This is a genomic window from Bacillus sp. AC266 (genome assembly GCF_979253805.1).
This window is the reverse complement of record NZ_CEEDEC010000001.1, coordinates 830574-844527: the sequence shown is the minus strand read 5'-3', so window position 1 is coordinate 844527 and position 13954 is coordinate 830574. Positions and strand designations below refer to the sequence as shown.

The 13954-nt window shown below is 32.4% G+C and carries 14 protein-coding genes and 2 pseudogenes; 11 read left to right on the top strand and 5 right to left on the bottom strand.

Annotation, left to right across the window (positions count from 1 at the left end; all coding sequences use genetic code 11):
- Positions 1-48: 48 nt before the first annotated feature.
- A pseudogene (locus AC0IXC_RS04350) lies at positions 49-757 on the top strand (aminoglycoside phosphotransferase family protein).
- A 71-nt stretch (positions 758-828) separates the two neighbouring features.
- Here the strand turns inward: AC0IXC_RS04350 and AC0IXC_RS04345 are convergent.
- Positions 829-903, bottom strand: a pseudogene (locus AC0IXC_RS04345) (aminoglycoside phosphotransferase); the annotation flags it as partial.
- Positions 904-1300: 397 nt separating this feature from the next.
- Between AC0IXC_RS04345 and AC0IXC_RS04340 the strand changes: the two are divergent.
- Positions 1301-2377, top strand: a complete 1077-nt coding sequence (locus AC0IXC_RS04340; protein WP_471652631.1) for a helix-turn-helix domain-containing protein — start codon at positions 1301-1303, stop codon at positions 2375-2377.
- A gap of 70 nt (positions 2378-2447) precedes the next feature.
- On the opposite strand, the gene AC0IXC_RS04335 is transcribed toward AC0IXC_RS04340, so the two are convergent.
- Both AC0IXC_RS04335 and AC0IXC_RS04330 read right to left on the bottom strand, forming a co-directional pair.
- Positions 2448-4139, bottom strand: coding sequence for a M3 family oligoendopeptidase (locus AC0IXC_RS04335; protein WP_471652630.1), 1692 nt, complete (start codon positions 4137-4139; stop codon positions 2448-2450).
- 17 nt (positions 4140-4156) lie between these two features.
- Positions 4157-5095 carry a DMT family transporter gene (locus AC0IXC_RS04330; RefSeq protein ID WP_000185903.1) on the bottom strand — a complete coding sequence of 313 codons (939 nt, stop codon included), beginning with the start codon at positions 5093-5095 and terminating at the stop codon, positions 4157-4159.
- Between the two features lie 124 nt (positions 5096-5219).
- Here AC0IXC_RS04330 and AC0IXC_RS04325 point away from each other — a divergent pair, with 124 nt between their 5' ends.
- From AC0IXC_RS04325 to AC0IXC_RS04310, 4 genes are all read left to right on the top strand, one after another.
- Entirely contained in the window at positions 5220-6590 is a 1371-nt protein-coding gene (locus tag AC0IXC_RS04325) for an aminotransferase-like domain-containing protein (protein WP_471652629.1), read from the top strand.
- A 243-nt stretch (positions 6591-6833) separates the two neighbouring features.
- The gene (locus tag AC0IXC_RS04320) at positions 6834-7250 is read left to right on the top strand and encodes a VOC family protein (RefSeq protein ID WP_002127537.1); all 417 of its coding nucleotides are present in this window, start codon (positions 6834-6836) and stop codon (positions 7248-7250) included.
- Between the two features lie 134 nt (positions 7251-7384).
- Positions 7385-8263, top strand: coding sequence for an SDR family oxidoreductase (locus AC0IXC_RS04315; RefSeq protein ID WP_002032284.1), 879 nt, complete (start codon positions 7385-7387; stop codon positions 8261-8263).
- A 146-nt stretch (positions 8264-8409) separates the two neighbouring features.
- Positions 8410-8613 (top strand): hypothetical protein, encoded by a 204-nt coding sequence (locus tag AC0IXC_RS04310; RefSeq protein WP_113936435.1) that lies wholly within the window; start codon positions 8410-8412, stop codon positions 8611-8613.
- 36 nt (positions 8614-8649) lie between these two features.
- Here AC0IXC_RS04310 and AC0IXC_RS04305 read toward each other — a convergent pair whose 3' ends face one another.
- Positions 8650-8892: a hypothetical protein gene (locus AC0IXC_RS04305; protein WP_471652628.1), complete on the bottom strand. Its 243-nt coding sequence runs from the start codon at positions 8890-8892 to the stop codon at positions 8650-8652.
- Between the two features lie 110 nt (positions 8893-9002).
- Between AC0IXC_RS04305 and AC0IXC_RS04300 the strand changes: the two genes are divergently transcribed.
- From AC0IXC_RS04300 to AC0IXC_RS04280, 5 genes are all read left to right on the top strand, one after another.
- Entirely contained in the window at positions 9003-9929 is a 927-nt protein-coding gene (locus tag AC0IXC_RS04300) for a zinc-dependent alcohol dehydrogenase (RefSeq protein ID WP_471652627.1), read from the top strand.
- 82 nt (positions 9930-10011) lie between these two features.
- Positions 10012-10323, top strand: a complete 312-nt coding sequence (locus tag AC0IXC_RS04295) for a Rossmann-fold NAD(P)-binding domain-containing protein (RefSeq protein ID WP_193653762.1) — start codon at positions 10012-10014, stop codon at positions 10321-10323.
- Complete coding sequence (locus tag AC0IXC_RS04290) at positions 10307-10804, top strand: DUF421 domain-containing protein (protein ID WP_002189697.1); 498 nt, start codon at positions 10307-10309, stop codon at positions 10802-10804. Before AC0IXC_RS04295 ends, AC0IXC_RS04290 begins: the two co-directional genes overlap by 17 nt.
- Before the next feature lie 242 nt (positions 10805-11046).
- Positions 11047-11580, top strand: a complete 534-nt coding sequence (locus AC0IXC_RS04285) for a TetR/AcrR family transcriptional regulator (protein WP_002032294.1) — start codon at positions 11047-11049, stop codon at positions 11578-11580.
- A 159-nt stretch (positions 11581-11739) separates the two neighbouring features.
- The gene (locus AC0IXC_RS04280) at positions 11740-12162 is read left to right on the top strand and encodes a DUF3995 domain-containing protein (RefSeq protein ID WP_326997798.1); all 423 of its coding nucleotides are present in this window, start codon (positions 11740-11742) and stop codon (positions 12160-12162) included.
- A gap of 340 nt (positions 12163-12502) precedes the next feature.
- On the opposite strand, the gene pdxR is transcribed toward AC0IXC_RS04280, so the two are convergent.
- Positions 12503-13942, bottom strand: a complete 1440-nt coding sequence (pdxR, locus tag AC0IXC_RS04275; RefSeq protein WP_002141887.1) for a MocR-like pyridoxine biosynthesis transcription factor PdxR — start codon at positions 13940-13942, stop codon at positions 12503-12505.
- Positions 13943-13954 lie beyond the last annotated feature (12 nt).

The following is a 13954-nucleotide window of genomic DNA, read 5'->3' as shown; positions in this document are numbered from 1 at the left end:
AGAGGACTATAAAGCGTTATTCTAATTTACTGTAAGGAGAGAAATGAATTGAATCTAGGAAATCCGATAGCCAAAGGAAATACGGCTGAAATTTATCTTTGTGATAATAAAGTTGTGAAATTGTTTAAAGAATGCCTCCCTAATACAGAATCTCTATACGAAGCACAAAAACAAAAGTATGCATATTCATGTGGTTTACACGTTCCTAAAGTATTTGAAGTTACAGAGATACAAGGCAGACAAGCTATTATTATGGAATATGTAGAAGGAGAAAGTGTTGGTGAGCTTTTGCTTAATAATTTGAGTAAAGCGGAGTATTTCATAAGTATTTGTGTAAGTATACAACAAAAAATTCATGCTATATCTGTGAACTCTAATGAAATAGAACCGATGGAAGAAAGGCTTTATCGTCAAATTAACTCCGTGCATGATCTGGATGAAAAACAAAAGGGAAATATATTAAAAAAGTTAGATTCAATCACATTTGAACCTAGAGTATGTCATGGTGATTTTCATCCGTTTAATTTAATTATGAGTAATGGTGATGTGAATATTATAGATTGGGTTGATGCTAGTTCAGGTGATATTCGTGCAGATGTGTTTCGGACATACTTATTGTATTCACAGAATTCAGTGGAATTAGCTGAAATGTATTTACATATGTATTGCAAAAAAAACAGGTCTATTAAGAGATAAAATTTTCCAGTGGGCTCCTATTATTAGCGCAGCTAGATTGGCAGAGAGTACACCTCTGTAAATAAAAGATGTTTTCAAGTATTTATTTTGATCCCTATTAAAATAGTGGATCATTTATTTTTTTACTCATTTCGCGCTATAGACTGGAACAGCTAAATCGAATATGTAAAAATGTTTTTCACAGTCTTGAAAATCAATCATTTGGATATAGTTTATTAATTAGTTTAAGTATCTCTTTTTCTATATTATTCATTTTAACTTTCTTTCCAAACATAAATTTTCCACGCACAAAACTACTAGTTCCTTAACTTACAAATTTCGTGTTTTATTTGATAGAATCCTTTAAAAAAGATTTATCCCGTAAAAGTCCGATTAGTATGGGATAATAATCAGTGGGGAGGAACAAACTCCCCACTGCTTAAAGTTTCACTTTATTGGAAAGTTAAGTAAATGTATGACAAAATAAGATAGCTGAAAAAATATGAAATGAGTAATTACATATGATATTTAAAGGTTCTAGAGGGTGGTTAATGTTATAAACCACAAGAAATATCAAAAGAAAGAAGTGGATACTTCTTATAATATTTAGTGAGGAGGGAGATAAATGAATGAACATATACAGCTAATGATTGAATGGATTGAGGGCAATTTAAAAAAGGAGTTTTCATTAGATGAATTATCTGATTATATGGGGTATTCTCCTTACTTCTGTTCGTTTAAATTTCATCAAGTAACAGGGATAAGTATTAGACGATATATTCTTCTTAGAAGATTGTATTTATCAACGGAAGATTTGACGAATGATAGAAAGATAATTGATATCGCATTTGATTACGATTACTCTTCGCAAGAGGCTTATAGTAGAGCATTTAAAACTATTTTTGGTATAACCCCAGGAAAATTCCAACTTAACAAAATACCGGTTCAATCATTTATTAAACTCTCAATCAATGATGGCAAGGAGTGGGATAGAATGAATTTTTCTAGAAAAGTTGAAGTTAATCAGTTACGAAATGCGAAGAGTGAGCTGTTTGATAAAGATGTACTAAACATATTAAATGGTCAATTTATGTATGAAGAATTTAAAAGTGAAAGACTAATGGGGGAGTCTGATTACGCTCCATTTAATGAAGCTATGTGTGTAAATGCGACTACTGCACAGATTTTTGATGATGAGTTTATTAAAACAAGGGCAGAAGGACATCAAGGTACTGTAGAAAATTATATGAAAAAGGTTATTCATCCTTTAGAGAATCTTTTAAAAAAAGAGTATAAATGTATCGTTTTATGGTTTGGTGAGGATATGTTTTGCCAAATGAATCTACTTACCGTACTTTCTTACCTTGAACAGTCTGATTATAAGGGAAAAGTATACTTAAATAGCTTCAGAGAGGATGAATTTAAAGTAAGTCAAATTGAACTTGAATTAGGGAACTATTTTTCTGTTTACAATGAAGTTCTAGTAAATCATAAAAAGCCATCTCATGAGATACTACCTGTAATGTATCAGGCGATAGATTTATATTTAGAGATGCTAAAAGAAAATAATGTAGTAGTAAAGTATATCTCCAAAAATAAAGATTTACCAACACAAGAGTTACTAAAAAGGTTGTTTAATCTTTTTCCAACAATAGGATATGGGGACCTACAATATATAGAGATTATTAATAAAGCGAGATGAAAATTGAAACTAATTAGAAGAGAATACAGTAAAAAAGATGCACCTAAAAGTATAGGTGCATCTTTTTTACTTATATTTGTTCAAGTAAATTTAATTCTTCTTCTACAAATGCCATTAATTCTTTTATTGTCTCACTAGAAAAATCAAAACGAATTCCAGCTGCTTCATATACCTCTGGTAAGGATTCAGAGCTACCTAGAGATAATGCTTTTTTGTAATTTTGTAGTGCTTGTTTAGGATTCTCTTTATATTGTTTATACATTTGCAATGCACCAAGTTGCGCGATTGCATATTCGATATAATAGAATGGTATTTCGAATATGTGTAGTACAGGTAACCAGCCAGTTGCTATCCAGTTTTCATAACCTTCAATATTTACCACATTCGATTGGTAAGTGTTATGTAATTCTAAATATTTTTCATTTCTTTCTTTAGCAGTATGATTTGGATTTTCATACATCCAATGTTGGAATTGATCAACGATAAGCATTTGTGGTAAATACTTAACAATATCTTTAAAGAAATCTAATTTTGCTTTTATAAATTCTTCTGTATTCTCATAAAATGTATCCCAATACTCCATCGAAAACAATTCCATTGTCATGCTGGCTAGCTCAGCTGATTCTGAAGGGATTTCTAAATATTTTTGTAGCTTTAGCTGATTCATACATTCATTATGGATACTATGGCCCATTTCATGGAGGAAAGTAGTAACATCATAATGTGTATGATTGAGATTCATAAAAATAAAAGATAATTGAGAAGCAGGTAAGTGTTCGCAAAATCCTCCAGGTGCTTTTCCTTTACGACTTTCTAAATCTAAGCAATCATTTTTATGCATACGGCTCAATAATGCAGAAAATTCTGGGTCTAGTTTTTGTAAAATATGAGAACTTTTTTCGATTAAATCACCCTCGTCTTCAATGGGTTTTAATACTTTTTGATTTGGTGCGGCTGCTTTTAGATCCCACGGACGAAGTGTATCTACTTGAAGTTCAGCTTTTTTCTCATTAAATATATTATCAATAAGTGGCACAACGTATTTACGAACGGATTCTGCAAGTTCATAGCAATCATCAGCCGTATAATCAAAACGTTCATGTTTTTTAAACATATAATCACGATAATTATCTAATTGAATGTTTTTTGCCTTTTGGTGACGGATTGCAATTAATTCATTTAAAATATGTTGTAAATTATTTTCAACAGATAAGAATTTTTCAGAAATGAGCGTTTTTGCTTTTTTTCGTATATCACGATTCGGATTTTGTAAGTAAGACTGTAGTTCAGTAATTGTTTTTTCTTCGCCATCCCATAGTGCAGTCAAACTGCCTGTAATTTCGAAGTACTCGGTTACTAATTTGTCTTCTTTTACTTCTAAATCAATGTTCTTTTCACAAAATAATGTTTGCGCATTTTTTATTTTTTTATCTAGTAAGCTATAAGTTTTTGGATCAAGTTGCATTCGAAATGGTGACTCTAAATATTTATTATCAAAGGAATTTTGATAACGTTTCAAAAGAGGCCTTACATATTGTTGATCATATCCAAATGTATCTTTTATTTCTTTGTTATCTGTATTACATTGAAAGTCAATATAGTGTGATCTCAATTGTTCTTCGATTTCCCATATTAATTTCGACTGTATTTTCAGCCAATTTTCTAAATCTTCTCCTGAAGAAATGGGTTTACTTAATAAAGTAGATAATTCGTTCTCTAGCTCATGTATATTACGGATATCGATCGTATTAGAGTTCTGCATTATTTACCCCTCACTTTTTATTTACTCAAGGAGGTATTCTTCTTTTTCGCTATGATTCCTTTTTTTCCTAGAAAATTTGTGCCTATTACTCCAAGAACAATCATAAGTGTACCGACAATATGATAGTAGGCAATTTGCTCGTGTAAGAATACAACGCCTGCGATAATGGTAATAAGTGTAGATAAGTTGCTAAAAACACTTATTTTGGCTGCTTCAATATAAGATAATGAATAGTTTAATAATAATGCTGTCAGTAAGGAAGATAGTAATCCTAAATATAAAATGGAGATAAGGAATGTTCCATTCGTAAATGGCTTAAAGTATACAGTTATTGTACCTTTGTTCATATGGTCAATGATTGCGATGAAATTAAAACTAATAAAACCGATTGCTGTCATTGTGTATGTTAAATCCATCAGCTTGAATTTCTTTGTCATTTTTCGAGCTAATACATTGTAGCAAGCAGATGATAATGCCGATAATAAAATGAGAATAACACCGATAAAGCTCGTTTCATGAGCCCCTATACCATTCATAACAAATATATAAATGACACCTATGACAGAAATACATACTGATGTTTTTTGCCATGTATTCGTATATTCTTTTAAAAAATAGGAAGCTAGTATCATCGTAAATATAGGGATCGCTGCTTGTATAATTCCAGCTTCAGATGAACTTGTATATACTAAGCCAAATGCTTGGAAAGCAAAGAACAATGCTGGATAAAATATTGCGAGTGGTAAAAGTGTAAGTATGTTTTTAAATGATATATTTAACTTTACAAAACCGAAAATAACCGGAATGGTTGCTGCTATGAAGGCAACTGTAAAACGGTGAGCCAGAGTATCAAGAGGACTCGTAATGGTTAGTGCTAGTTTCACAAACATAAATGAAAACCCAATAATAAATGAATAGAGTAATGCTGATATATATGCTTTTGTTGTATTTGTCATAATTCCACCTCATAGTAGTTGATTTCTTACTGGCCAGTATACGTACATAGTAATCCTTCTGATCTAGTGCTACAATGTGAACAAATACAAACTGTACCGGTACAAAAAAATAGGAGGTGTAATGATGTATAAATATTTACATGTTTTGAACGACTTAGAAAGTATGATTCAAAATGGTGAGATAAAAGAAGGAAAGAAATTACCGTCTATACGGTCGCTTGTTACACAATATGAATGTAATAAGGCGACTGTAATACGAGCGCTGCATGAATTGGAAAAGCGTCATATTATTTATTCTGTACCTCAAAGTGGATACTACGTTGTTAAGAAATCTGGAAGTTACATAGAAAGTAACGAGATTATTGATTTCGCTTCTTCGGCCCCAGATCCAGATGTTTTTCCATACTTAGATTTTCAGCATTGCATTAATAAAGCGATTGATACCTATAAGAATGATTTGTTTATATACGGAACACCGAAAGGGTTACCATCTTTAATTTCGGTTGTGCAAAAACAGTTAGCAAACTATCAAGTTTTCACAAAGGAAGATAATATATTTATAACGTCAGGTGTGCAGCAGGCGCTTGCTATATTAACTTCAATACCATTTCCGAATGAACATAATAGGATTCTAATTGAACAGCCAAGTTACCATTTATATATTGAATATGTAGAAACAAATAACATTCCTGTAATCGGAATTAAGCGTACGCATGAGGGGATAGATTTAAATGAACTAGAGCGGATATTCAGCACAGAAAAAATTAAATTCTTTTATACAACTCCAAGATTTCATCATCCACTTGGAACTTCGTATTCTAAAAAAGAGAGAGAAAAGATTATTAAACTTGCGAAGAAATATAATGTATTTATAGTAGAAGACGACTATTTAGCAGATTTAGAAACTGATTCAAAAGTAGATCCGTTTTACAGCCAAGATAATTGTAATCATGTTATATATTTAAAAAGTTATTCGAAGATCATCTTTCCTGGATTGCGAGTCGGTGTTGCAGTCATCCCGCAATCCATTGCAGATGCCTTTTATAAGTATAAAAAGATTTTAGATATCGATAGTCCTATGATTTCGCAAGCTGCTTTAGAAATTTACATAAAGAGCGGAATGTTTGATCGGCATAAACATAAAATAAAAGCATCTTACTACAATAGGTCAAAAAAACTAGCGGCAGTAGTAGAAGGTGTTCAAAATGAAAACCCACATTTGTTTACTTCTAGAACAGTAGATCCAATTGGAATACACACTTGTTTACAGTTGAAAAAAAGTATAGTCACGGACACATTTATTAAAAATTTAAGCAAGAGTCAAATAAGTATAGATTCTATTGATAAAAATTATTTAAGTAACTTTCATAAAGAGAGATTGTTAAAGTTAAACGTATCAAATGTAAAAGAAGACAAGATTGAAGAAGGGATTCGCAAAGTAAGTGAGGAAATAAAGCGAATGAACCGTTTAGATTTTCAGTTCAAAAAAGAATAAAAATTATGAGGGGGCGTGTTTTGAATAGAATAGCCTTGTTTGTATGTATTGCTCTTATTGATTCACAATATTATTGTTTAATTACAAAAAAATCGTTACGTTCATGATCTTCCATTAAAAGGGCATTTTCTTGAATGTGGATAAGAGAATGGGCTATTTATATGTGAATTAAAGGTAATTCAGAAGGTGTTATTTCGTTTTAGTATGTGGAAATATTACTCAACATTATGGAGGAGATCGATTATGAGCAATACACAGACATTACGAGGGCTAACCACAGTTAGTTTTTGGACAGATAATCTAGCAGCCGCAAAGAAATGGTACGCTGACCTATTAGGAAGTGAACCATACTTTGAACGTCCAGGATATGCCGAATTTCGCATTGGCGACTACCAACACGAGCTAGGTTTAATCGATAGCCGTTATGCGCCAGCTGATTCAGTGACCGGCCCATCTGGCTCTATAGTGTACTGGCATGTTGATGATGTAACAGCAACTTTCAATAAGCTACTGTCTATGGGAGCAAAAGAGTATGAGGCACCTACAGAGCGCGGCGTGGGATTCATCACGGCTTCCGTAGTTGATCCCTTCGGAAACATATTAGGCGTTATGTACAATCAGCACTATTTAGATGTGCTGATTTCGAACAAAAAAGCATGAACTTCGCTGCTGCACAACGAAGCATAGGGTGCAATGCTAATCAAATTTAATTAATATTATTTTAACCCCTTCTTAAAATCAGAACGGGGTACCGAAAATAATTATACTTGATTATAAAGAGTAAGGAGAATCACATGAAACCATTACAAGGTAAAGTAGCAGTTGTGGCCGGAGCAACACGAGGCGCCGGAAGAGGTATTGCGATGATGCTTGGTGAAGCCGGTGCAACTGTATATGTAACAGGAAGAAGTACAAAAGGGAATTTATCCTGTATGGGAAGAACTGAAACGATTGAAGAAACGGCAGAGCTTGTTACAAAGCAAGGCGGAAAAGGAATCGCAGTTCGTGTTGATCATACGGTAGAAGAAGATATTAAAGCATTATTTACAAAGATTCAAGACGAACAAAATGGACAGCTTGATATTTTAGTAAACGATGTTTGGGGCGGCGATCCTTTAACGGAATGGGAGAAACCTTTCTGGGAACACAATCTACATAACGGACTACTTATGCAACAAAGAGCTGTTCATTCTCATATAATGACAAGCCATTACGGTGTACCATTAATGGTGAAAAATAAAATGGGACTTGTTATTGAAATTACAGATGGAGTCGATTATCAATATCGAGGTAATTTGTACTATAGTTTAGCAAAAGTCTCAACAATTCATTTAGCAGAAGCTATGGCGAAAGATTTAGAACAACACAATATTACAGCTGTCGCAGTTAGTCCAGGATTCCTTCGTTCAGAAGCGATGTTAGATATATTTGGTGTAACAGAGGAGAATTGGCGAGAAGGAGCTAAACAAGACCCTCATTTTATCGCATCAGAAACTCCTTTCTTTGTTGGAAGAGCAGTAGCAGCTTTAGCAAGTGATCCAAATGTTCATGAAAAAACGGGACGAGCGTTAAGTTCATGGGAATTAGGAAGAGAGTATGGATTTACAGATATGGATGGAAGACGCCCAGATTGGGGGAAATATTTTGAGGAGAATGTTTTGAATCAAAATTAATGTTTTTTAAGAGCACTCATTTGTAGGAGTGCTTTTTTTTATTTAAGAATAAGTATTATAGTTTTTTCACAAAAACGATGGTAAATAATTCCTGTTCAATGATATCCTTTATGTATAGTGTATATATTTTATAGGGGGGGAAATGTATGGCAGTTCTTGTAGTAGAAAATTTATATCAAATGTCTTTATTTCTAATGCTCTTATGCTCATTTTTCTTTTATAGATATTTAAAGAATATAAAACGTGAGAGAAAGCTGACTGTTTTTGAATTTACGATGTATATTATTACTCTATTTACGATTTATACTTGGGCATTCACTTTTGTTATTAAATTTTTGTCTAAATCATAATTTGCATTGAAACTCTCTATTATAAAATAGTTACTTTTACCTTCTAGGAATATAAACATATTCTGTGTCTAAATCAACTACAATATCACTTAAAATATCTTTTGAATAAATTTTTGAAATACGTTGATAATTATTTCTAACACAAAATAAGGAAACAATTTCGTTATAAGATAGATCATTGTGTTTTATGTTTTTATACTTTTTCTTTAAATCAGCAATAGAACAGTTACTTCCAATAACATACTCATTAATTTCATATCCATCAAATTCAATTATCATGTGATCACTGTTGAGTGCTAGCCAACGTTATAGCTTTAATTTTGGATGAATCTATTATACATTGTTTGAATTTTGGTGAGAATATATTTTTGTAAAGTGGGAGGGTAGTAATGGAACAATATAAGTTAGTTTTAGAAGGACATAAACAATTAAATTGGCAAACTTGTGAAATTAAGTCTATACAGAATGATGAAATTATCGTTAAAACAATCGCAGGTGCAATTAGTATTGGAGCAGAGTTACCACAGTATAAAGAATCGGATGTTACAGATACTAATCCTTTTTATCCAAGAAAAACTGGATATGAAAGTTATGGTGAAGTTATTCAAGTTGGAAATAAAGTAACACATTTAAAAGTAGGTGATAAAGTAGTTTCTTTTTATGGGCATCAAACGATAGGAATAGTTAAGGGACATAAAGTAATTCGAGTACCTAGTTATATAAAACCTAAAGTTGCCTTATTATCCATTCTTTCATGTGATGCTGCTAAAGGAGTATTAAAACTAAACCCACGACAGGATAGAAAGGTACTTATTACTGGAATGGGAGCTATGGGTTTACTCACATGTTATTTCTTAAAATACTATGCAGGTGTGGATCATGTGGATGTTGTTGAACCTAATAGAAATAGAAGAGAATTGGCAAATAAATTTGGTGCAAAAAACATATATGATTTAGAAGAGCAAATAATAGAAACATATAATTACGGTTTTGAATGTTCAGCTACAAATAGTGGATTTCGTACATTGCAAAAGGCCCTTAATAATAATGGTGTAATATGTATACTTTCTGATGGTAATAAAGAAGAACTAGCATTAACCGCCGACTTTTATCGGAAAGAATTGCAAATCATTGGGTCAAGTGACGGATATGATTATCAAAAGCATGCAGATTGGTTTTTTAGAAAAATAGAACAAACACCATTTATAGAAGAAATTTTTGAACATGACATAGATTATACTGCACTCGTACAATGTTTTGAGGAATTGAGTCAAGGGATGATTAATCCTTTAAAAGTATACGTTTCATATGAATAATGAAAAAACTAACCAAATATTTGTCACATACTTTATATATGTTTTGTCTCAATTATGATATTCAAAATAAGAAGGAACACATATGCAAATTTTTGTAGCAGGTGCAACTGGTGTAATAGGATGTTCTTTATTGCTAATGTTAATAAGAGAAGGTCATATTGTGTTTGCAATGATTAGTAATGAGTCGCAAGTAGAAGCAATAAAGAAAGTTGGTGCTATACCAGTAATAGCCGGGAGAGAAGCTTCAAATAATAAAGCACATAAAGAGTATGGATGGATACCTTTACATCCTTCATGGTCTGATGAGTATGTGAAATATCATAAAAATCCTTTAATGGGAATACTAGTAACATTCACTATTAAAGGATTGGGCTGTAATGAATATACTTTTTGAAAGCATTATTTTAATCCTCACTGGAATTATTGTTTTAAAATTGACAGGTAGTAAATCTGTTAGCCAAATGACGAGAGCTGAAATTATTATTGTGGTTTCTATAGGACGTATTATTGTAGAACCTATATTAAGTAGGAAAGTAGGCCCATCTATTTTTGCTGCGTTTATTTTTGCGGGTGTTTTACTTATTATTCATTTTTTTGAATTGAAATCACGAAAAGTAGAAAAGTTTCTAAATGGAACTAGCATTATTGTTATAGAAAACGGAGAAATCTTAAAAAAGAATTTATTACGCGCAAAAATGTCAGAACAACAATTATTTATGCATCTGAGAGAAAAAGGCATACATGAAATCAAGAATTTACAACAAGCAACTGTAGAAACGAATGGACGGATTGGGTATCAACTAACTACCAAGGCACAACCAGTTACTTTGGAAATGCTAGAAAAGCTTCTAGAGCAATGTAATCTGAAAAAATAGTTTTAGACTAAAAAGCGCTTCTTGTACATAAAGGGACTTTTCGCAAACGTGTAAAAGTCCCTTCAGTAATCCTGAAGGGACTTTCGTGTTATCTAATTTATCGAGGGTGATGACGATCAATATTACGATTAACAACAACGTTAAAGTTCATAAAAATAAACAGAATGAATAATTGACAAAAAATGAGAATAGTAGTAATCTAACGTAAAACATACGCTAGCGTATTTTATTGGAGAGATAATATGCAATTAACGAGAGAAGACTGGATAAAAGTAGGATTACAACAATTAGCTAATGAAGGTATACATAAAGTTCGCATTGAAGCACTTGCTCGATTGCTAAAAATAAGCAAAGGAAGCTTCTATCACTATTTTCGTGACCATCAAGAGCTTTTAGATTCTATGCTCGACTTTTGGGAAGTGCATGCAACAAAGCTGATTGTTCAAAGTATGGAGCAACAGGATGCCTCTTTAGAACAGCTATTACAGATTAGTTTTAATCGAGATAAAAAAATTGAGAATGGTATTTATGCTTGGGCTAAATATGATCCTGTTGTGGCAACACGTTTAGTAGATATAGAAGAACAAAGAATTTCTTGTGTTGCAAAATTGTATCAAAAAATGGGCGTAGACGAAACTGAATCAATTGATCGAGCGAGACTTGCCTATTTAACGTATGTAGGATGGATGACAAGGTTTGAAGCAAATCCTAATTTTGATATTGATAAAATGGTTGAGCTTTTCACTTCTTTCAGCGGGTGTCCAAACATCCACTGAAAGAAGTGAAAGCCTCCGGACGCAATTATGCTGAGGCATAATTGATTATTCGATAATAAATGTCCCTAATATGGTTATAAAACCTGAAGGGACAAAATTTTCACTATAACATACGGTAGTGTATGTTATCTTTGAAGTTACGAAATTGGGGGCGAATAAATGAAATTACTATTAATAGTAGTAGCTGTGGGGCTTCTGTGGTTTATCAGTTTTTTGCATATTTATTGGGCTTTTGGAGGTCGATGGGGTTCTGCTGCTGTTATCCCAGTAAAAGAGGGAGAACATAAGCCTGCTTTTACTCCGAGAATATGGGGAACATTATTCGTAGCCATTCTTATTCTATTAGCTAGTGTCATTATTGTTGTTCAAGTAGGTTATTTGCAGGGGTTCGAAGCAAATAGTTTATCTAAAATCGGAAGTATTGTCTGTGCTTTAGTTTTCATTATTAGGGCAATTGGTGATTTTAAGTTTGTTGGATTTTTCAAAAAAATTAAACATTCTCAGTTTGCTATATATGACACTTGGTTCTATAGTCCATTATGTTTATTCTTTGGTTTTGTCTATATCATGTTGTTGTTTTAATAAGTATAATGAATTCCCTATAAAATAAATTTTATGCAGGAAGAAAACACCTCTTATTGAACAAGTAGTAATAAAAAGAAGTTTGAGCATAGCAATAGAGCAATACAGGTTCTGTTGACAGCGAAGTCCGCTATGATTAGTCATTTGTGTTTAAAAAGAGGATAGATAGGGCGAATTTATTCAAGCTCTTCTATCCTTTTAATTTTTATACATATAATGTATGACATTAGATAAGAATTCACTATTAATAATAGGTTCAGCTTATATCTTGACTTTTAATAAAATTTTAAAGTGTTGGTTTTTTATTGTGTGAATAAGAGGTTAGTTGTTGTTTTAGAGTTTAAATCATTGATTTAAACTTGGCAATTGTATCATGTAATCTTTCTAATCCAATCAACATATCTTTTTCATTTAACATTGAATAACTAATTCGCAAATGATTATATTGATTTTCATGGTTTATCAGACAAGCTGTGCCGGGTAAAAAAGAAACATCTACTTCATTCGCTTTTTGTAATAATGTAAAAGGATCGATTGACTGAGGGAGTGTAACCCATAAGTTAAATCCTCCATTAGGTATTTCAAATTCTAATTCTTTTAATGGAGATAATATATCAATTGTTAAATCACGTCTAATTTGTAAAGCAGTCCGTAATTTTTCTAAATGATTTTTCATTCGTTCCGCGCGTAAAAAAGGAAGTAGTGCTTTTTGTGTCAATAAGGGACTACCAATATCCATCGAAGCCTTAACGGCGTATAACCATTCAAAGATAGGACCTTCAGCTGCAAGTGCCGCGATGCGAAGACCTGGTGCTAACGTTTTACTAAATCCTTTTAAATATATAACATGACCATTTGTATCAAAGCTTTTTATTGGAGGGGGAATTTTAAAATCCTCAAAATATATCTCTCCGAAAGAATCATCCTCTAAAATGAAAAATTGATAAAGCTCTGCTAGTTCTACAAGTTCCATTCTTCTTTCTTTACTCATTACTGTGCCCGTTGGATTCTGAAAAGTAGGATTCACATATAACAAAACAGGATTCTTTCTTTGACAAATATCATCGATTAAATCTGAGCGAATGCCGTTGTTATCAAGACTAACAGGGATAATTTGAACTCCTTTATTAACAAATACATCAAGCGCCGCTCCGTAACACGGACTTTCTACTAACACTATGTCTCCAGGTTTTAATAATGTTTGGGCGATTAAATCAATTCCTTGCTGGGCACCACTTGTAATTAATAATTGAGATGGATCTGTAACTACTTGTTGGTGTTCTTTTAAGTAGTTTGTTATTTCCACTCTAAGTTCTTTGTCACCTTGAACAGGTCCATATGTTGCCAGTATCATTTGATCCTTATTAAGTAATTTGTGCATTTCATCTGAAAGAAACGGATTTGGTAATAAACGTGGATAAAGGACAGCCTGTGAAAAATCAAAATATTTACGATGTTGGTTCATTACATATTGAGAACGCATAACATTAATGGATTTCGTTTGTTGCCATTGATATGGAATTGGTTTGAAATCTTTGTTCACACGTTTATGTATATAGGCACCTTTTCCTTGTTCAATTCGTATATAACCTTTCGTTTCTAACTGTTTATAAGCTTTACGAACAGTTAATAAACTAATTTGCAAATCATCGGCCATAGCACGTAAAGAAGGGAGGTAATCGCCATGTGAAAGCATCCCGCTTTGAATTCTCTCAACAATTTGCATATATATTTGTTGGTAATATGGTATGTTGGATTCTTTACGTAGTACTATCTTCATAGAATCACCTGT

Excerpts from the sequence above, each read along its gene's own strand:
- AC0IXC_RS04340 (WP_471652631.1), top strand. The coding sequence starts at position 1,301 with ATGAATGAACATATACAGCTAATGATTGAATGGATTGAGGGCAATTTA.
- AC0IXC_RS04335 (WP_471652630.1), bottom strand. The coding sequence starts at position 4,139 with ATGCAGAACTCTAATACGATCGATATCCGTAATATACATGAGCTAGAG.
- AC0IXC_RS04330 (WP_000185903.1), bottom strand. The coding sequence starts at position 5,095 with ATGACAAATACAACAAAAGCATATATATCAGCATTACTCTATTCATTT.
- AC0IXC_RS04325 (WP_471652629.1), top strand. The coding sequence starts at position 5,220 with ATGTATAAATATTTACATGTTTTGAACGACTTAGAAAGTATGATTCAA.
- AC0IXC_RS04320 (WP_002127537.1), top strand. The coding sequence starts at position 6,834 with ATGAGCAATACACAGACATTACGAGGGCTAACCACAGTTAGTTTTTGG.
- AC0IXC_RS04315 (WP_002032284.1), top strand. The coding sequence starts at position 7,385 with ATGAAACCATTACAAGGTAAAGTAGCAGTTGTGGCCGGAGCAACACGA.
- AC0IXC_RS04310 (WP_113936435.1), top strand. The coding sequence starts at position 8,410 with ATGGCAGTTCTTGTAGTAGAAAATTTATATCAAATGTCTTTATTTCTA.
- AC0IXC_RS04305 (WP_471652628.1), bottom strand. The coding sequence starts at position 8,892 with ATGATAATTGAATTTGATGGATATGAAATTAATGAGTATGTTATTGGA.
- AC0IXC_RS04300 (WP_471652627.1), top strand. The coding sequence starts at position 9,003 with ATGGAACAATATAAGTTAGTTTTAGAAGGACATAAACAATTAAATTGG.
- AC0IXC_RS04295 (WP_193653762.1), top strand. The coding sequence starts at position 10,012 with ATGCAAATTTTTGTAGCAGGTGCAACTGGTGTAATAGGATGTTCTTTA.
- AC0IXC_RS04290 (WP_002189697.1), top strand. The coding sequence starts at position 10,307 with ATGAATATACTTTTTGAAAGCATTATTTTAATCCTCACTGGAATTATT.
- AC0IXC_RS04285 (WP_002032294.1), top strand. The coding sequence starts at position 11,047 with ATGCAATTAACGAGAGAAGACTGGATAAAAGTAGGATTACAACAATTA.
- AC0IXC_RS04280 (WP_326997798.1), top strand. The coding sequence starts at position 11,740 with ATGAAATTACTATTAATAGTAGTAGCTGTGGGGCTTCTGTGGTTTATC.
- pdxR (WP_002141887.1), bottom strand. The coding sequence starts at position 13,942 with ATGAAGATAGTACTACGTAAAGAATCCAACATACCATATTACCAACAA.